At 39.1% G+C, this 20,713-nt stretch carries 16 protein-coding genes; 1 reads left to right on the forward strand and 15 read right to left on the reverse strand.

Features of this window, described 5'->3' with window-relative positions:
- The 10 genes from Aru01_RS13055 to Aru01_RS13100 form a co-directional block, all read right to left on the reverse strand.
- Nucleotides 1–633 (reverse strand): SH3 domain-containing protein (locus Aru01_RS13055; RefSeq protein ID WP_052475373.1); only part of this gene is annotated, 633 nt, incomplete at its 3' end.
- Between the two features lie 193 nt (nt 634–826).
- Nucleotides 827–1,642 carry a phosphonoacetaldehyde hydrolase gene (gene phnX / locus Aru01_RS13060; protein ID WP_016655946.1) on the reverse strand — a complete coding sequence of 272 codons (816 nt, stop codon included), beginning with the start codon at nt 1,640–1,642 and terminating at the stop codon, nt 827–829.
- 29 nt (nt 1,643–1,671) lie between these two features.
- Complete coding sequence (phnW, locus tag Aru01_RS13065) at nt 1,672–2,802, reverse strand: 2-aminoethylphosphonate--pyruvate transaminase (RefSeq protein ID WP_016655945.1); 1,131 nt, start codon at nt 2,800–2,802, stop codon at nt 1,672–1,674.
- Between the two features lie 88 nt (nt 2,803–2,890).
- Nucleotides 2,891–4,045: a TIGR03364 family FAD-dependent oxidoreductase gene (locus Aru01_RS13070; protein WP_016655944.1), complete on the reverse strand. Its 1,155-nt coding sequence runs from the start codon at nt 4,043–4,045 to the stop codon at nt 2,891–2,893.
- Nucleotides 4,046–4,171: 126 nt separating this feature from the next.
- A complete protein-coding gene (locus Aru01_RS13075; protein WP_016655943.1) occupies nt 4,172–5,887 on the reverse strand; it encodes a putative 2-aminoethylphosphonate ABC transporter permease subunit in 1,716 nt (571 codons plus the stop codon).
- Nucleotides 5,881–7,104: an ABC transporter ATP-binding protein gene (locus Aru01_RS13080; RefSeq protein WP_016655942.1), complete on the reverse strand. Its 1,224-nt coding sequence runs from the start codon at nt 7,102–7,104 to the stop codon at nt 5,881–5,883. Before Aru01_RS13080 ends, Aru01_RS13075 begins: the two co-directional genes overlap by 7 nt.
- Before the next feature lie 29 nt (nt 7,105–7,133).
- On the reverse strand, nt 7,134–8,177 hold the full coding sequence (locus tag Aru01_RS13085) for a putative 2-aminoethylphosphonate ABC transporter substrate-binding protein (RefSeq protein WP_016655941.1): 1,044 nt from the start codon (nt 8,175–8,177) through the stop codon (nt 7,134–7,136).
- A gap of 91 nt (nt 8,178–8,268) precedes the next feature.
- A complete protein-coding gene (locus tag Aru01_RS13090) occupies nt 8,269–9,000 on the reverse strand; it encodes a UTRA domain-containing protein (RefSeq protein ID WP_016655940.1) in 732 nt (243 codons plus the stop codon).
- A gap of 174 nt (nt 9,001–9,174) precedes the next feature.
- On the reverse strand, nt 9,175–9,594 hold the full coding sequence (locus Aru01_RS13095) for a tautomerase family protein (RefSeq protein ID WP_016655939.1): 420 nt from the start codon (nt 9,592–9,594) through the stop codon (nt 9,175–9,177).
- A gap of 75 nt (nt 9,595–9,669) precedes the next feature.
- The gene (locus Aru01_RS13100; protein ID WP_016655938.1) at nt 9,670–10,452 is read right to left on the reverse strand and encodes an SDR family NAD(P)-dependent oxidoreductase; all 783 of its coding nucleotides are present in this window, start codon (nt 10,450–10,452) and stop codon (nt 9,670–9,672) included.
- Nucleotides 10,453–10,599: 147 nt separating this feature from the next.
- On the opposite strand from Aru01_RS13100, the gene Aru01_RS13105 reads away from it, so the two are divergent.
- Entirely contained in the window at nt 10,600–11,109 is a 510-nt protein-coding gene (locus tag Aru01_RS13105; protein WP_016655937.1) for a winged helix-turn-helix transcriptional regulator, read from the forward strand.
- Nucleotides 11,110–11,160: 51 nt separating this feature from the next.
- Here Aru01_RS13105 and Aru01_RS13110 read toward each other — a convergent pair whose 3' ends face one another.
- The 5 genes from Aru01_RS13110 to Aru01_RS13130 form a co-directional block, all read right to left on the reverse strand.
- A complete protein-coding gene (locus Aru01_RS13110) occupies nt 11,161–11,895 on the reverse strand; it encodes a 4'-phosphopantetheinyl transferase family protein (protein WP_016655936.1) in 735 nt (244 codons plus the stop codon).
- 127 nt (nt 11,896–12,022) lie between these two features.
- A complete protein-coding gene (posA, locus tag Aru01_RS13115) occupies nt 12,023–16,012 on the reverse strand; it encodes a delta-poly-L-ornithine synthetase PosA (protein WP_016655935.1) in 3,990 nt (1,329 codons plus the stop codon).
- A gap of 492 nt (nt 16,013–16,504) precedes the next feature.
- Nucleotides 16,505–16,957 (reverse strand): carboxymuconolactone decarboxylase family protein, encoded by a 453-nt coding sequence (locus tag Aru01_RS13120; RefSeq protein WP_016655934.1) that lies wholly within the window; start codon nt 16,955–16,957, stop codon nt 16,505–16,507.
- A gap of 345 nt (nt 16,958–17,302) precedes the next feature.
- On the reverse strand, nt 17,303–17,881 hold the full coding sequence (locus tag Aru01_RS13125; RefSeq protein ID WP_040331183.1) for a YceI family protein: 579 nt from the start codon (nt 17,879–17,881) through the stop codon (nt 17,303–17,305).
- A 161-nt stretch (nt 17,882–18,042) separates the two neighbouring features.
- Nucleotides 18,043–19,989, reverse strand: coding sequence for an esterase/lipase family protein (locus tag Aru01_RS13130; protein WP_016655932.1), 1,947 nt, complete (start codon nt 19,987–19,989; stop codon nt 18,043–18,045).
- Between the last annotated feature and the right edge of the window lie 724 nt (nt 19,990–20,713).

Genomic DNA, 20,713 nt, shown 5'->3' on the forward strand with positions numbered 1-20,713 from the left:
GAATAAATATAAGTTCTGACCTTTATATAACGCTTTAAAAGTTGAGAGTTCATTTTTGCCTTGATCATTGAGGGGTAAAAATAATGCTTCCAGATCTGCTGTATTTAATTTTACCTTTGTGCCGTAAGCATCAATATTAATCTGTGAAAGTTGAATAAAACGATCATCAGGTCGTTGACCATCCGTGCCAAAAATCTTCTTACCTTGATAATGGTGATATTCATCCAATGCATTCTTTGTATAGTTTTGAATATTTGTATCCGCAGTTTTCGCCTCAATATTTATATTGATCAAATTGTTTTTATAGTTAGCATTAAGTGGTGAAGACTTAAACACAGGTACTTGAGTATATGCTTTAAAAAAATCTACTCTGTCCTTATAGACATAGCCACTATCTTTCAAATCTGCTGATGTAATCAAACAAAATTTGGCATTTTTCTCCTCCAATACACATGAAACCACGCTATCATTTTTCAATTTGGCAATGACTTTGGCATTTAATGAAGGGCTTTCTCTTACATTTACAAATCCATCCTGATCAGAAATTAATCCTAGATCTGCATATGACATTTGAGCTGAGATTAAAGAAATGATGGTTATACCATACACGATATTTTTAACATTAAATCCCATTGCAAACTTGTCCTTCTATGCAAAATATTTCTTATAGTATGTTATAGCTCATGGCTTGTAAAACCTGTCAGAACATCTTGTCATACATGCAAATTGGCCGATCCTAAATAAATGAAACTCACCCATATACTTTGCTAAAGATGAGTTTCGATTTTAAATTGAGTTTTATTTTTTTAATTTACAAAAAATCAAGTTATGGGCATCCCCCTTGCTGTAAACGGGACTGAATTTCATCTAATACTTGCGGCAATTCAGCAATACTATCGATGACAAAATGTGCCCCCGAAGCACGCATTTTCGCATAAGCTTTTTCTTTTAATATTTCTTGCTGTGCTGGTGGCAAACCCATCCATTGCTCATAACTTAGCCCCACCTCATTACCACTCACGGCGAGCGCCACAGTCCAACAACCTGCATTTAAACCCTCTTCAATACCTACCACAGTATCATCAACTTTCACTACAGTTTTGATCTCTGATACATTAAGTGCAATCAGGTTTTTCCATAACATTTCTGGATATGGCCGTCCGTGTTTTACATCACTTGCAGTAACAATACAGTCAGGTATATAACCTTGATTCGCTGCACTTTGAACCAATTCACCGATCATCATACTGGCATAACCAGTATTGCTACCAATTTTTGCACCTCGTTTACGAATATCAGCAAAGGTCTCCAACGCACCTGCAATCAATGCTGAACATTGTGGAATACTTTTAAGTTGATAGGGAATAAAGTCCCGATACAAACGGTCAACATCATCCTCACTCGCCGCAGTTCCATAAACTGCTTGCCATGCACTGGCTACACGTGGCATGGCGAGCACTGCTGCAATATGATCACGTTTTTCTAAACCCATGGGTGCACGAGCTTCTTCAATAGTGATTTCAACATTATTATCAGCAAAAAGTGCCATAAATGCCAAAATTGGTGCACGAGAACCAAAGTCAACAGTTGTACCTGCCCAGTCAAAAACCACAGCTTGTAATTGAGTATTTGAAGTGTTCATTGAAATATTCCTTATCTGATTCTATAAAATTAAACTGGGCGAAATGCTGCAACAGCATTCAACAAACGTTCGATGTCTTCTAAGTAAACTTCACCAATATTGCCGATACGAAAACAGTTCAGATCTGAAACCTTTCCGGGATAAATCACAAAACCTGATTGTTTTAAATTGTCATATAAAGCTTGGAAACTAAAGTTGGGGTCGTCTGGGTATAAGAACGTGGTAATAATCGGTGACTGAGCAGCGTGATGTCCAAGAACCAATTTAAAACCAAGTTGTTGCATACCTGCTGCCAAACATTGTTGGTTGCTTTGATAACGCTGTTGACGCGCCTTTATTCCGCCCTCTTGTTCTAATTCAAGTAAAGCTTGATAAAATGCACGAACCACATGTGTGGGTGAGGTAAAACGCCATTTACCTTGATGTGTTTCCATACTATGCCACTGATCATATAAGTCTAAACTTACAGATCTTGCCAAGCCTTGACATGCTTCAAGTTGCTTACGCTTCGCCAAAATAAAACCAAAGCCTGGTACACCTTGAATACATTTATTTGCGCTAGAAATTAAAAAATCGATGTCCAATTCGGCAATATCCATCTGCACACCAGCAAAAGAACTCATCGCATCGACTATCCATACTTTATTTGCAACTTTCACCAATGTACCAATTTCAGCGATTGGGTTAAGTAAACCCGTCGTCGTTTCACAATGCACACATGCCACATGAGTAATACTTGGATCAGTTAAAGCCTGCTCGATATCGTTTAAATCAGGTTGTTGGGTTTCAGCATAGCTGAGCTCTACAGTGTCAATATTGAGGCAACGCGCCATTTGCACCATTCGTGCACCATAAGCCCCGTTATTGATGATTAAAATCTTTCCATTTTTAGCTAATGCTGAACCTAAAACCGCTTCAACTGAAAAACTACCACTGCCCTGCATCAGCACCGCACTATATATTTCAGTTTGCTTAGTCGCCAATGCCACTAAGCGCTGACGTATATCTTGAACTAAACTGTTGTATTCATTATCCCAAGTACACCAATCACGTAACATAGCGCGGCGTACACCTTGAGAGGTTGACAATGGGCCAGGAGTTAAAAGTAAATATCTATTTTCAAGTTCAAGCTCAGTTTCGATTTCAATTTGTGCATTCATAGCAAATAACCTCGGTTCGTCATTTGGATAACACTCAATCTGGTATAAACCAGATTAAATGAATAAAAAAAATAATGGAACAACTCGTTTAAAAAATATGTGTTTCTAAGAAATTTTTAATAAAGCCCGCAGCGGTTGTCATACCTTTACCGCCAATACTACTAATCAAATAAATATTGGGTTCGACTTCATTGATACATGCCAACTGGTCAGGATGACTCAAGTAATAACCAGTCCAGCGCCTCTCGATTGGAGGCAACTCCAAGCCTATATTTTCTTTACAATAGTTTAGAATATACTGGTGAATGACTTCGCGTTGTTGGTAGTAGCGTGCTGCATCTAATGACTGATATTCATGGCTATCGCCCACAATCAACTGTCCAAAGCGATTTTGTTTGAGCAGTATATGAATCCCATAATCTGCCACAATCCCTTGCTCGGTCTCTTGTTTTAATTGCAAATAACTCGGACATACTTCAAAAGCAGGATAACGAGCTATTGATAAACCTGAGTAAATTGTTGCATCAAGGTTATGTTCATAGGGTTCTGTTAGGGCCATCTGCAAACTGCAACGTTGCATTCCCATACGCTTAAGCTGCTCTGGATAAAGAATTTGTGTAATTTCACCATGGCATATCATGACTTGGGCTGCCTGATAATGTTGCCCTGAAGCAATCTCAACCCAAACACCTGCTGAACTACTGCGAGTTTTCACCACACATGCATTACACTGAATCTCTACACCGAGTTGTGCTGCATATTGCAATAAACGCATAGCCAGCAAATCAGGTTCAACTGAATAATCCCCCACAACCTCCAAAGCCCCATAAACTGTTGTCGTTGGTTTTAAATAGGAAAAATGTGTACCCAACTGCTGTGGACTCAGCAGTTTAGCGTTAATCTGATATGCTGCTGTTCGTTGTGAAAACTCATTCAACACTTGCCATTGCAATGCAGTATTTGCCAGATATAAACCTTGACGTGGCTGCAGCGAAATATTGGTTTTTTCCTGTATACACTGATAAAACTGCCGAGTTTCTACGGCATACTGACGCCAAATACTTTCAGGATGGCTTAAAGTCGATGTCCCCACCACTCCAAAATTTCGTCGTGTTGCACCAATAGCCTCTGCATCTTTTTCAAAAACCAGTACGCTCAGGCCTTGCTCACGTGCTTGTATTGCAGCAGATAAACCTAAGATGCCAGCTCCAACAATAATCAAATCTGCTTGTTTAGTATTCATTAATTTTCCAAAATAAAACTTTTAATAATAAAAATCCCTAAGCCTTATGAAAAAGCCATGACCTCGATAAAGTGATGAAGTGAATTGCACTGAGTGCTAAATCATATAGGGGGCTAAATAGGGATGCTAATCACTACTCTGCTCACGCCAATGTTGGCTCGTGCTCATTAATCTGTGTGTGAGCAACCAATGCAGTAACTTGACCACCACAGAAGTCATTAAAATTAAAATACTCATCGCAACGGCAGCTACGGTATCGCCTGCATCATCCATATTGAGTACAGCAACTGCAGCTAAACTTGTATCGGGTGAATATAAAAAAATGGCTGCTGATACAGTGGTCATTGCATTGACAAACAAATACAGCATGACATCACACAGTGCTGGGAATGTTAGTGGAAGATAAACTTTGCTCAGCATCGTCCAGTTTGAGCGACCTAAACTTTGCCCTACATGATCCAATTGGGTGGGAATTTGCTGAATGGCATTGCTCAAGGTGAGATGAGGAACGGTGTAATAGTGAATAATCGTAGAGAGGACCAATAAACTCATGCCCCCATACAACATGGCAACTGGATTTTGCGCAGCATTAAAAAATAAGATGTATGCGATCCCAAGCACCAAACCTGGTACAGCCAAAGGCAGCAACACCAAAATCTGAATATAATTTTTCAGTAAAGGATGACCCTTAAAACGGCTACTCAACAAAGCAATGATGAAGATAATAACCGTACCGAATCCAGTGCTGAGTAAGGCCAATTTGATCGAATTAAAATAACTGTCCCAGCCCCCACCATCGACATACTCAAAGCGATAGTGACTTAAGGTTAACGACAGATCATAGGGCCAATAACGGATAAATGATGCCACGATTGCAGTGAGTATAATCAACAGGATCGAAGCTGCGATCACAGTACAAAAGCCGAACAAAACTTTGTCAAAGACGGGTTGCTTAGATATACGGTAAGGTTGAATTTGAACATTTTGATAACGTTGCTGACGATGACGCTGATATCGATCAAAAATAAAAGCCATAATCGCAGGGCAAAGCAGTAATATCGAAATCACCGCCCCCATACTTAAATTTTGTTGACCAATGATTTGCTTATACACATCCAATGCCATCATATTAAATGAACCACCGATGACTTTAGGGATTCCAAAATCAGTCATGACATAGGTAAATGCCACCAAACAAGCACTCACCATCGCATAGCTAATCGTGGGTAGGGTTACGCTCAAATGGATTTGTAAAGGAGTTTTCCCTAAACTCTGAGCAGCTTCAATTAAGCGTTGATCTATATGACGCATTGCGCTCATCATTAGCATAAGCACTGCGGGGAATAACCAAAAACAGTAGCTGATTAAAATCCCAAGTGGGCCATAAATTTCCACATTGCCTAAAGCACCTTTTAATATCCCTTGCTGGCCAAACAAATAGACCAATGCCAATGAGGGTAAAATCGAGGGTGCCAATATCGGCAATAACGCCACACCTTTAAAAAAGGCTTTTGCACGAATCTGACTATTGACCAAAGCAAAAGCATATATACTGGCTAAACTGACCGTTATCAATGTTGCACTCATTGCAATCCATAACGAGTTTACGATCGAAGACAGCAAAGTGACATTGGAAAAGTACTCAGCAAAATTTTTTAAGCCTATAAAGTTTTGTTGCTCATCCAACAATGCACTTTGTAATAACAACAAAAGTGGAGCAATTAAGCTCAAGGTTAAAAAAAGCGCTGCGATAAATAATAAGACACTCGCGGCTAATCCATATCGTGGTCGGCGATAATGTTTTGACTTGAGGAGCGCTTCTGCCGTGGTTTGATTTAACATTTGGCATAGCCTCGCTGATCAAACACATGGATCGCAGCAAGTGGTACTTGCAACCACATGCGCTGGCTCATTTGCGGAAATAACTGTTGATCAATATCGACTTGTATCAATTTACTGGGTTTAGATTGCTCAATATTCAGACTTTGTGTTTGCTTTTCAAGATGTTGCATTTGACAATATACACGGCGTTTCGCACCTAAAAACTCTGTCGTTACAATCTGAACAGCAATCACCAAAGCCTCACTCGCACAAGGCGCCTCTGCACTCAACTGACACTGTTCTGGTCTAAAAGCGATTTCTACAGTCTCCGCCTCAGTAAATGCTAAATGATTCAAACTTAATAAATAGTGACCACAGAGCTCTAACTGTTGTTTGCTTATCGCTTGTCCAGCAATAAAATTCATCGTACCGATGAACTCTGCAACAAAACGCGTTTGTGGCTTAAAGTAAATATTATGTGGTTGATCTAGCTGTTCAATCACCCCTTGATTCATGACAGCAATACGATCAGAAATACTCAAAGCTTCTTCTTGATCATGTGTAACCATGATAGTCGCCAAGTTAAGCTGGCTTTGAATTTGTCGAATTTTTTGACGCAGATTAACTCGTACCAAAGCATCTAAGGCAGATAACGGTTCATCCAATAATAACAGTTCAGGCTTTGCTGCCAGAGCACGCGCTAAGGCCACACGTTGTTGTTGCCCACCTGATAGCTGATGCGGATATTTATCTGCAATATCAGGCAGCTCAATCAACTGCAGTAACTCTTGAACCCTTGCCTGACGCTGCGCACTTGACCATGATTTTTTATCTAGACCAAAAGCAATATTGTCCGCCACATTCAGATTTGGAAATAGCGCATAGTTTTGAAAGACAATACCGCATTTGCGCTTTGCCGTACTTAACTGAGTGATATCTTCATTATGTTTAAAGATACGTCCATAGTCCGCATGTTCAAGTCCAGCAATTATGCGTAATAAAGTCGTCTTACCACACCCCGATGGTCCAAGAAAACTGACCAACTCTCCTGCACGCACATCTAAATTGATATGCTGTAAGACTTGGGTTTTGGCAAAAGACTTTTGAATATCAATTGCTTCAAGTACGATTTCAATTTTACTGCTTTTATAGCTGCTCAGTGTACTTAGCAAGTGCCCGACTGGGTGTTGCCCCACTTGCCCGCCAATAGAATGATTTAAATGAGATGATAACTGCATAATGTACCTAATCTTTTGTAAATATGGGCTTATTTTTCAAACTTCGCAGACCACTGCTTTAAAATGTTTTCACGTTGTTCCGCTGCCCAGTAAAAGTCATTTTTAACTAACTGGCTGGACAGGTTTGCTGGGAAATCTGAGTTTTGGCTTTGTACGTGCTGGTGCGCCACCATAGAGAAGTTTTGTGCATAGGCCTGATTGGCAGTCTGACTAACCGTCCAATCAATAAACTTTTCTGCACTTTTTCTTTTTTGAGTCCCTTTTAGGATTGCTGATGCTTCCATTTCCCAGCCAAGGCCCTCTTTGGGATATACAATTTCTAAGGGCGCTCCTCTAGACTTCAACTTAAAGCCAGGATAACCAAAAGAAATTCCTATCACCGCTTCACCTTGCGCAGCCATCTTGCATGGCTTAGAGCCTGAGTGTACATATTGACTAATGTTATGATCCAATGCCTGCATATATTGCCAAGCACCTTGTTCACCAAAAATTTGTAGCCAAGCAGTCACATCAAAGTACCCAGTCCCACTTGAAGCAGGATTAGGCATAACGATCAGCCCCTTATACATCGGCTGAACGAGATCTTGCCATGTTTGTGGAACTGGCAGTTTTTTCTTCGCAAGTTCAACTGTATTGACACAAACAGCAGACTCCCAAGCTGTCATCCCAGTCCATGTGGGTTGTGCTTTTTGGCTATAGAATTCTGGTTTAAGTTGTTCTATACCCTTAGGACGATATGCAGCCAACATATCATTTTTTTCCATGACCAACAGGCTTGTTAAAGCAAGCCCCATCACAACATCAGCTTGTGGATTTTTACGCTCAGCCAGTAATTTTGCAGTAATGACTCCAGTAGAATCTCGTACCCATTTAATTTTTAACTCTGGATGGTCTTTACGCAGTTGCCATTGGTAACGTTTTAATTGGTCCGCTTCAACAGCGGTATAAACCGTGATTTGTTCAGCATCATTTGAACTAGAAGATGTAGTGCAAGCCACACTCAAGCAAGCGAATGCAATGCTTATAGCAATCGTACTTATCGCTTTGTGGTGGGCTTTAAAATACTGGCTCATATGACATTCCTAATGAATGCTGTAATTCGATAAGCCGTATTTCAACAGAAGATTATGACAATTTAATTAATCTGGTTTAAACCAGATTGGTTTAATCATGCGCTTCAAAATGCAGATCCAAAACATCATGCAACCAATACTCTTGGTCAACATCAGTAATCATGCCATTTTGATCACGGTTGGTTCGACAAATATAAAGCCCCATACTCCCAACATTGACATGTAATGCTTTGGCCTGCTGTTCTGCAAAAGTAGTTGGGTATAAATTAATATGTGCACGTGTTAATTGACGCTGATAATGTTGAGCCATTAATGCCGTCATCGATTGATTTAATGGTAGTGATAATAAATGTGGGAAAAGTTCTGCATTAACCCGAATATGCTCAACCACTGCAGGTCGACCATTGATACTACGTCTACGCCAGATTGAATACACATCATCATTCAGCTGGATATCTAGATGTGTTGCATCCCAAGAGGTTGCCTTCACCAATTCTGCGGAAATTAATTCGGTACTGGCAATGCCGCCCTGTTCACTCACATATTGATTGAAACTTTTGGTGGACTGAGGTCGATAAATAATACGTGGTGAGCGAACAAACCAGCCCCGACGATCGAGACGATAAATTAATCCATCTGTTTCTAAAGCCAGTAAGGCTTCACGCACTGCAACGCGTGTCGTCGAAAATTGTTCGGATAACAATCGCTCTGAACCCAACTTGGTATTACTGCTTAATTGACCAGATTCAATTTCATGTGCGATAGCATCACGAATCGCAATATATTTAGGAACTCGGGGTGTAGTAGTGAGCGAATCAGACATAAGTATTTATATTTTACAATGTTAAAAGTCAGTCGCACTATATTAAAGGATAATTTCGATATGATGAAAGTGCAATCCGACAGTGATGATCCTAGCGTTACTCTCATAGAATCCACTTCGCCAACATATTGCGCTTTTATGCCAACGAAGAGGATTGTTTTTCAACTGTCTAATTTAATAGGCAGAGGGTTTGTTTTCTAGACGCCATTTTTTTTCAGCCTCAGTCTCAGGAAGTGGTGGTTTTAATCCATTAATCGTCCAAAGTTCAAATGAAGTTTCATTTACATGCAGTTCCCAAGCCAATCTGTGTGTTTCAAGATATGGCGTTAAAATCTGAGTACATGCAGATAAAAACTGTTGCTGTGCTTCAGCAGATTTGATTGAACGTGCAATATGATCAATGGTGACACGTACAAAGTCTTGACGTTCTTCACCACCGATATAACAACTCTCAGGCTTTAAGACCTCGAAGAAGACATTGACATAGAACTTCGGCAAGAAATTACTATAAATTGCAGTGACTTTTTGTGCAATTTGCTGTTTTTCCTCAGCACTAAATGTCTGTTCAGGATGATAGATTTTCCACATTGGCATGATGACTGCCTCCTTGATTTATATGAACTTACAACGAGCTATAAGCACTGTTATGTTTCAACTTGCTGTTTTAAATTAACGGTATCGTGTTGGGACTGCTGCAACTTGAGTTAATCCTTGTGATAAGGCTAAACGTGAGTTTTCGTGTTGTTGCCAGAGAGATAAATTTTCTAAATTAGGGAAAACTAGATCTTCACCACGTGCTAAGGCTTGAAGTGCAATCTGCACCAATGTTTCAGCTTGCATAAACCAATCTTCAGGAAATGGTGCAGCACCTTCAGCAAAAAACTCAGTTTTAATCGGTCCAGGCATCACCACTTGTACTAGAACGCCTTGGCTTTTAAGTTCAAGCTGCAAGCTGCGTGAAAAACTTAAAACATAGGCCTTTGAAGCACTGTATGCAGCTGCCCCTGCTGTTGGCATCATTGCCAAGATCGATCCTATATTGATCAATTTCCCTCCACCTTGTTGACTCAAGCGTTTTACAGCAGCCAATGATATTTCAGTCAAAGCCACGATATTCACTTGCAGCATCTGATGGATTTGTGCCGTAGATACTTTTTGACTCAAACCTAATGCACCTGCCCCTGCACAATTCACAACAACATCCAGTTGTTCTAATTGTTCAATCTTCGATATCACTTTCATCAAATCATCAGATTGGCTCAGATCAGCAGTCATAATTTCAACTTGAACTGCATGGCTTTGCTCCAACTCAACAGCCAATTGCTGCAATCGAGTTTCACGCCGTGCGATCAACACTAAATTATAGCCTTGTTCAGCGAGTTGCTTCGCATATGCTGCCCCAATCCCCGATGATGCCCCTGTAATCATTGCCGTTTTTGCACGCTCTTTCATGTTTAATTCCTGAGTATTTCTAGTAACTCTAATAATTAGAGTTATTGTGTTTTTAATTTATAACTCTTATAATTAGAGCTTGCAAATATAAATTTGCGCGCAACCGCATATTTAATTGAAAAACCTAATAATATTTTTGGAGTAGCGATGAAATCAAATGACTTTGAGGGGATGAATTGTCCAATTGCTAAAGTAATGAGTGCCTTAAATGATCGTTGGGGCGTCTTAATTATGCGTGATGTGTTGCTTGGCCTGCGCCGTTATGATGAACTCAAAAGCTCAACGAATATTACCCATGCAACGCTATCGGATCGGCTTAAAGTTTTAGAAAAAAATCAACTGATTGAAAAAAGACGCTATCAAGATAAACCACCGCGTTATGAATATTGGCCAACCCCAAAGGGTCTAAACATCGGACAAGTCATCTTGATGATGTTACAAGTAGGCAATCAATTGGATCAGCAACAGCAGATTCCTACACAGCTCATCGCAGTTGAAAAAGAAACCTTAGAGCCCATTCATTTACTCCCTGTTGAGCAACAGTCCGCTCAAATACTTCAATTCGATCAAATCACCATCGTGGCGAGTCCCGAGGCAGATCAACAGACTTTGTGGCGTTTAGCACAAGCCCAAAAACATCAACACGCTGAAACGTGATGGGAGTGTATTTATTTTTATAACGTTAAAATTCTGGCTAGCACTGTGATTTTAGACCAGTGCGAAACTGATGACATACTCATCATATCGTTGCCATTGAGCTGAATATCTTTTTAATACTGGATAATTTTTTTGAATTTTAGAACAAAATTCAAATTGGGCGATTCGCCGTGTTAAATCGATATCGACTAAACAAAGCTCTAAAAAATCGATATAACTATTCACCACAGGAAACACTGCCTTATAAAGACTTTCCTTGAGTGAAAATATTAGACTTAGATATTCACTAAAATCTAATTCAGTTTTAAAGTGATGCCATAGCTGCTGCTCAGCAGATGTTAAAATTAAGCTTGAAATTTGTTTTGCCATTTCAGGCTGTATCTGCTCTTGTAGATCTGCGCCGACAGATAAATATTGTGCACTGACCATCACCAAGAGTTTATTCTGGGTATGACTAATACACCCTGATAAACCTTGTGGCCATATTGGGAGTTTATTGCTTCTCGATGTTAATGCTGTCATACATGAAAAATGCTGCTTTAATATGGCCTGAGCGACTATCCGTCCTGCAAAAAACTCATTTAAACGTGATGGTTTTGCCTGCTTTAAATAGTCAGGACAGAGCAACTGCTCATGTTGGTGCAGCTTTGTAAGCTGATCAATATCTGCAATATAACTCACCACTTGCGCTGACAAGTGTATGAACTGTCCGCGCTCTAAACAGCTCGCCAATAAGGTTTCGGGAAAAACTAAAAATTGATCCATATCACTTGGTAATCTCAACATAACCCTTCAATATTCAGCAGGTCCATATACAAAGGGATAAGAAAATTTAATCTTCTTATCCCCTATTATTCACCAGATTATGCTCTATATTTCTGTAAGCTATGGCTTATTACTGAGCATCGTTGTTTTATTTATAATGCCAAGGCACTGCAGGAGAACCAATCCAAGCCGATTGTGCTGGAATACTCTCACCTTTCATTACCAAAGTTAGTGGGCCAAGTACAGCATGATGACTCACTTTTGCATTATATAAAATAATACTGCGTGCATTGACCACCACATCATTTTCTATCTGCACTTGACCAATTTTCATAATACGGTCTTCAAATAAATGTGTTTGAGGGCCTGAAAAGCTATTAAACTCAGCACGATCACCAATGCTGACGCAGTCGAACTCAGTTAAGTCAGCAGTATCCATATAGACATCTCGACCAATTTTCACACCCAGTAGACGAAGGAAGAAAGGTAACATTGGCGTACCTCTTAAATAGTTCAGGAAGTTGGGAATTGCGACTGACTCATATAAACTGGTCACTCCCTCACTCAGCCATACAAACATGGTCCACATGGGTATAGAGCGCGCTTCATAACGACCAATCAGGATCCATTTCAGTAATGCCACGATTGCAAAACAGCCGATACCATAGAGTAAACCAGCAAAAGTTAAAGCAATTAATCCAATGGCAATACTATAAATATTGATGACATCAATCACTTCAAGCACGATGGTATAACCAACACCGATAGCTAATGCCGCAGGCAAAACAATCCTTAAACCCTCAATTAAACCGCGCATCAATCGGCGTTTTGTACTGGGCCTAAACGTCAGATGATCTGGAAATTGTTGCACGGCCTCACGTGCGGGCAATAGCAAAGCTGGTGAACCAAACCAAGTTTGTCCCGTATACATTTCCTGATTGGCTGGTGTTTTCGATTGCACGCCGATCAGTACATTATCTGGTACAACAGTACCATCGCCAATATATGCGCTATTACCAACAAAACTGCGATTGCCAATCTGAGTAGATTTCAAAGTCATCCAGCCATTTTTGATTTCTTCATCACCTAACATTACGGCATCGGCAATAAAACTTTCTTCACCCAAGCTCAACATCTCAGGAATGACCCCTGTGGCTGTAGAGATTTCAGTATTTTTACCCACTTTTGCACCCAATAGTCGAAACCATGTCGGAGCATAGAGCGTGGCAAATAAACCATGCAAAGTCTGTAAACTGGTTTCTAAAATCTGTGCAGCAAACCATTTTCGATAATACACGCCACCATGAACTGGATAAGTTCCAGTTTTTAACTGCGGTAATGCCAATTTACGCAAAGCAGCCGAAACAAATACGGTGATCAGCATCATCATGGCACTGGCTGGAATTGCAAGTGCAAAGTAATACAAGGCAATCTGTAGGTGGTTATTTGGATCAATATTAAAGACGTTGACATCTAACCAATCGACCAAAATAAAACTTGGAAAAATTGGAATAAAGAAAATACAAGCGATAATTAATGCACTGACTGCATAATAAATATATTCTGAATATTTACGTAAACGCGATAGTTTTGGTCGTTCAGCCAGTTGACCCAACTCACTGACATAGCCAATTTTTTTAGCAGGAGTACCATCCCAAATCTCACCTGCGGGCACAACGCTGCCATACTCAATGGATGTTAATGCATTAACCTGTGCTTGTTCTTCAATGACAGTATTTTCTTCAAGTACAGCATAAGACCCTAAATAACTGTCTTTTTTTAGATGAATTGACCCTAAAACCAAATGGCCATGTTCAACTTTGGCATTTTCTAAATTGACATGTGAACCAATACTGACACCATCTTCAATCGTTAATAAAGACGGCATTCGAATATGCACTGAGCTAATATTGACATCGTGGCCAACTTTTGCCCCCAAAGCTTTTAAATACAGATTAAGCAGCGTAGAGCCAGACAACAAATACACTGGCGAGATACTTAAGATACGGTCAGCCAGCCACCAACGAAAATAAGTCATTCCCCAGAGTGGGTATCGGCCTGCTTCAATTCCCCACATGAGTAAGCGTTTCACCCCAATAGATATCACAAAACTCATGATAATCACCATGATATAGACCATTAGAGACATAAACACGGCGAAAGGAATACTATCGCGACTGCCTCCAGTAAAATAGTGATAGGTAAAGAACGGGGCTAACCACTGTAGAATATTAATTGAAATTAAAACCGGAATAGTGACTGACTGCGCTAAGGCACAGGCCCATTTGTAAAGATGATTACGTGGATTGTCCTGTCCCAATTGGCCATCAACATCCAATTGCTCAGGCTGCTCAAGCATTAAAGCTGCAATCGCACCAACTTTACGGGTTTGATATAAATTTTGAATCGTTAAATGACTATATGCAGCATGTTGGCGCAAATTAGAAATTAACACTGCTGCTAATAATGAATGCCCACCTAAATCATCAAAAAAATCAGCATCAAGTTTAATTGGCATATTTGGAAATAAGCGCGCAAGTACTTCAAATAAAACTTCCTCAGCCTGATTTTGCGGCAGATCCGATTCACTTCGGTCAACTACGCTGGTCAGCTCACGTACTTTTAATGCCTTACGATCAATTTTCCCAGACAATAATCGCGGTACATCTTGAATGAGTTCAAAACGATTCGGCACCATATAGGGTGGTAATCGTTGCATTAAAACTTGGCGCAACTTTTTAATATCAATCGCTTGCTTGGCCTCGATTTCTGCAGCGATAAAAGCAACTAACTGATCCACACCATCTTCAGCTCTTAAAATCACTGCAGCTGTACCAATTCCCTCAATATCACACAGCGCCGCTTCGATCTCACCAAGTTCAACTCGAAAGCCACGAATTTTCACCTGATCATCGGCACGTCCCAAACAATGCACTTGGCCAAATTCATCAATTTTCGCCAAATCACCTGTTCGATAAAGCTGTTGCTCTTCTGTGTCTTCTGCCCAAGCATTTTGAATAAATTTATCCGCAGTGAGATCGGCACGGCCAAGATATCCTGGTGCAACACTTGGACCAAAAATACACAGCTCACCTGTTTCACCCTGCGCTAACAACTCGCGCTCAGCATTAATCACTAACATGCCATAGTTGGGGAGTGGTTTACCAATCGTGACCAGTTTTCCTTGTTCTAATCGTTCCAAACTCGCTGTAACTGTAGTTTCAGTTGGACCATACGTATTAAACATTTGATGGTGTGGCAACGCCCAACGCTCAACCAACGCGTCTGGACACATTTCACCGCCCAAGTTAATAATTCGAAGATTTGGGACATCCTCAGGAAATAATGCCAACAAAGTAGGAACTGCATGTAAAACTGTTATCTGTTCTTGCTGTAAAGTTTTACATAAACGCTCAGGATCACTGACCAAAGATTTAGGTGCAAGCCATAATGTCGCTCCAACTAAATACGATAACCAGATTTCTTCGAAGGACATGTCAAATGCAACAGAAAAACCCTGATAAACTTTATCTTGAGATTCGATGCCCAAGATATGGTTTTCACTGCGTAAAAAATGACAAATATTGCGCTGAGTAATTAAAATACCTTTGGGCTTACCTGTAGAACCTGAGGTATAGATAATATATGCGGGATGTTCAGGTGTAGCCTGATCCAATTCAACCACTTGCTGTAATGGCTGTTGTAAGGCTGTATTACGCCATTTTGTTTGAGGCACCTCAGTGAGTGTTTCATACCATTCATCACTGGTAATCATCCCAACTGCTGCGGCATCGTCTAAACACACAGCAATTCGATCTGCTGGAGTATCCATGTCAAAAGGCAGCCATGCAGCTCCACTTAGGCAAATGGCCAGTTGTGATTTTAATAACTCTATACCGCGAGGTAGCCATAACCCCACAATATCACCTGCTTTTACGCCTTTTAAGCTCAGATGCTGAGCCATAGTTAATGCTTGTTGATAGAGTTCTGCATAACTGATGTGCTTGTCATCTTCTATTAATGCAGTTTTGTCAGGAAAATGCTGCGCAGTATAGATAAATAGATCTGCGAGGACTTCGTGTTTTAGAAATTCTGGGTGGTGGCTGCCACGGATAATGTTTGTAGCATATTGATTCATTTAGTTGATGCGCTCATTTGAATTGTAATTAAGCAAACAACTGAGTCAGTTTAGATGTTCTGTATTTCAAGGTGTTTTAGGAGAAAATAGATCTCTTTTAACCATTTGAACTGCCTACCACCAAACTGAATATCAATGGTTTAAGCGCAATTATATTCAGCTGTTTTATCAAGTAAAGTACTCTAATTACATAACATTTACACTAGCACAGCGATAAAACTATCGCAGTGTATTGATAAATTTAACTTGAATTACGAGACCAATTTTAATATGAAAACCAGATATAATAGATGATTGAAAAATATTATTATTTTAAAAAATATTGCAATGCAATAGTCAAAATTTGTACGTAAAATTTAACAATATAAAATGGACTAAAATTACAATTAATACATAAAAATCAGTCCATCGGTTTAACACATCATCTTTAAAAGTTAAGGTGAAAGCAGTCTATTTGCTGTTATCACCATTAAAACTATTTTAATGATCGACTCACTCAATCAAAGCTTGTGGTGGATTTCGAAAACTGATCGCCATGCGGTTATAAGCATTCATTAAACTAATCGCTAAGGTTAAATCGACCAGCTCTTTTTCTGAAAAAATTGAGTGTGCATATGCATATACATCATCCGGTACCGCTGAAGTTGCAACATGAGTCACGGACTCTGCCCAAGCCAACGCTGCTTTTTCTCGCTCAGTAAACAAAGCACCAGCTTCACGCCAAGCTTGTAGCAAAGCCAATTTTTCGATTTTCACTCCTTTCTTTAGCAAATCTCGTGTATGCATGTCTAAGCAGTAAGCACAATTATTGATTTGCGAAACTCTTAAATACACCAGCTCAACCAATTCAGCAGATAAACCACTTTGTAAAATATAACCGTACACACTGCCAAGTGCTTTCAGCCCTGCAGGAGCGACGGTGTTGTAATCGATACGTTGAGTCATTTCAAAATCCAATTTAAATAATTATTTTATTTTAAAGTGTTATCCCAGAAAGTCACGTAACAATAAACAAAACCATTGCTTTATTTTCCACGCCCATGCGGGCTTAAACAACCGATCATCTGCATAGTTTGAACAAGGGTGAAAATAACGATAAACCCTCAGACACTCTGATGTTTCGCCCCTTAACGTTCTCATCAAAGCGGCGACAATCATTGCTGAGGTTTTATCCTGAACTAAATATTAAAAGCTTGGAGAGCTTATTTAGGCAATCTGATTTAAATGAGCTGTCAATGCTTATATGTAATACCCAATATAAGCATCTTTGACTCTTGCTTTTCTGAGAAATTATTTAACAGCAATTGCTTCGGTTGTAATTTGAATGTCAATTTCATCACTCACAGCTGGCGCATAACCTGCAATGTCAAAATCTGAACGTTTAATTTGAGTTGATGCATTAAAACCAATCGCTGGAACTTTAAGCATAGGATGCTGAACTTGTTGATTTAATACTGCGGTTAATACCACAGGTTTTGTTATGCCTTTAATTGTGAGCTGACCTAAGATTTTAAAGTTCTTGTTATCCGTGGTTTCAACTTTAGTACTTTTAAAGGTAATTACGGGGAACTTGGCTGAATTAAACCATTCACTTTGTTGTAGCTTAGTATCGAAAATCGCCACATTGGTATTGATACTCTTTACAGGAATATTTACATTGACCGATGATTTTTCAGGGTGGTCATTATCAACAGCAATGGTTCCTTGAATATCTCTAAAGTTCGCACTTGGTGTAGAAAAACCAAGATGATTCCAGCTAAATACTGTCGCAGTATGTGTAGGATCGATTTTATAGTTGACCGTTGCAGCAGTAGAAATACCTGAAATGGTGATTACACTCATCACAACAAGTAATTGTTTTAATTTCACGCTCATTTTCCTCCATCAATTAATTTAAAATTGATCTTAATCCTTTGATGTTATCTCATAAAGCACTTTGGCTGACTTACACTGTCCTACAACAAGAACAAAAAGCACTGAATGTTTAACACTCAAAAAGTTCATCAACTGTAACATCAACTATTACAGCGTTATTGTTGCAAATGCTGTCTTAATATCCGTTGTAGCTCATGTACTGCTTCAGGTGTCTCTTGAATAGAATGTCCACCATGAATAATTTTTTCAGAAATCGCATGATCCAAATGTGAACTTTTATATGGAACAATACCATCAGACATCATGCTTGGATCCTGACTCTGCGTATGATTCCCCATAATCGAATGATATTTAAAACCTGCTACTGGCTCAATGGAGCTGGTGAGCTGCATAAAAGTTGATTTGTCACTTAAGTCATTCGGACCTATTGTAGCAACACCTAACTGAACCGATTGACTCACTTTCTTTGGAGAATCTCCATCTTTTAAAGTACCGAAAAAATCACCAGGTAAATGAATCATTTTACGCACACTTCGTGTAAACCAACGATCGGCATAATCTGTTCCACGATGGGGTGCTGCAATAAATACAGCGCGGCTAAAATTCGGAATTGGATCAAATTGAAAACGATCAACAATACTCGGATGAGCATAGATAAACTTACGCTCATCATCACTTAAAAATGGAATGGCTGAGGCACGAATGTCGGCATCACTGACCAATAATCGACTAATGATTCCTCCCATGCTATGCCCAATTAAAACTGCATTTTGAGATGATACTGAGCCTGCTACGGTCTGACTAAATGCCTGTTTCAGTAATGCATTAATTTGATAGCGACTTTCCCAAATGGGCATATTTGTTGTGTAAAACACTTGCCAAACTTGATAATTTTCCCGCAGGACTTTATCGCCCATTATATTATTGGTTAATGCGACCCAAGCTTCTGGGCTACTGGCTAAACCATGAATTAACACAATCACCTTTTTATTGGGCTGATAAGGCTCGATCATAAATAAATGGGGCATTGCTGAACTCTCCCCCATATTTAATACCTTTTTATAACCCAGCATACCGAAATTATTTGCAGATAACCAAAGACCATAAGGTACTGAAAAATTACCCGTAATTTTAAAGCTATCTCCTTCTACAACAGCATCTTCTACTTTATAGGGATCAAAAAAACGAATAACAAAAGGTGCTGTTAATATGTTTTTCTCACCAGCTTGCTGAGGCTCTGCGATCACTGTTACAGGAAGATTCTTTGCAAAATAAATATTCCAATCCTCTGAACTTTTATAGTATTCCTCAGGATTAAAAATAAATTTTTTAGATGGATTTATCGGTTTAGTCTTACGTACCACCACAAATTCAGCGCCAAATCCATCACGTCGGTTAATGGTAAACAAACCTTGGAACTTCATATTATAACTAGAACGAAACTGTTCAATCGGCATATTTTCTAAGCTAGGGTAAGACTTAAAATCAAAAGAGTAACGTTGCTCCCCGACCTGAAATTCAGTTGGTATTTGATCAAAATTTTGTTTTAAATACTGCAAAGTCATAAAGCGTGACAAACCGTAATTATAAAAAGTTCTCACTTGTGACTGACGAATACTAAACACTCGTGATTGAGGACTATCCGTTGTTCTAAATAAGTACATATAACTATAGCGGATGCTTTTATCCAAAGCTGCTAATTGCTGATCCATACAGCTTTGTACTTTAGTTCCAGCTTTGCTCAAAATTTCTGGTTTTAGTGCTTTATGACAAGATGAGGAATTTTCTAACTGTTGAGCATGTGCTAAATACAATTCACTGGCTGCAGAATATACCTCAGCACGATCGATAAACTGATTATCACTCCAAGTCACAACACAGAGATCCGCATTGTTGATGCAATTGGACTGTGACTGATTATTTAATAAGAGTAAGTTTGATGTTTCACTGCTTAACTTCGAACTTGTCAGAATAGTTTCGATATTATTGGATAGTTGCGTGCCCATAGCTTGTTGTTTAAGCTTGATTAACTGACAACCTGTTAAAAGCGAAATCATCGCACTACAGAGTACTAGGTGCTTAATTTTCAATCTGTTGATCATATTTAAACTCTATAGCCTAATGATTTCATTTAGTTCTACAAGTACAGTGAATTAAACTGTAGCTGCTCAAATTGCTTTGAATAAAAATAACCTTTCAATGTCATTTTCACAATCAATATAAAACCTAATCTACAGTCACTGATTTAATATTTGACTAAGATTTCAGTTGCCAATTACATCGATATTTTTTTTAAATTTAATTATATGATGAAATTTATAAAGTTAGATATACTCATTTAAGCATAATCTTACTGAATTAGTCTGCTTAATATTTTTCAATACAATCAACCAATTTTCTATAAGCTTTATCGTTTGATAATTAAGCAGCACAGAGAAATACCAGACCAACTCCAGTCTAGTTTTTCACCACAACAGCCGATATTCGATGTGAAATATGCCATCTCACGCGGTAAGCCCTCTATTTCATACCCATTTTAGCAGTCAATCACTTGATCTAATCTAAGCTTATGCTTGGCAGAAATACAGATAATCAGTTGTAAGCACAATATACTTTAATATACTCAAAAGGTATTTATATACACTTTTACGGTTCTTGTGATATATCAGGCAATACTTATAATAAATTTCATCGAATGAAACAAAGCCTGTTTTATTAGGGTAAGACATTCTCTTTTACATATGCTTCAACTCACTAAATCAGTTGATTAGGTAGGTAAAGCAGCCAAATTAAAAGAGTGACCTCTGAACAAGGTATGTTGGAATT

The organism is Acinetobacter rudis, from assembly GCF_000829675.1.
GTDB classification, from domain to species: domain Bacteria; phylum Pseudomonadota; class Gammaproteobacteria; order Pseudomonadales; family Moraxellaceae; genus Acinetobacter; species Acinetobacter rudis.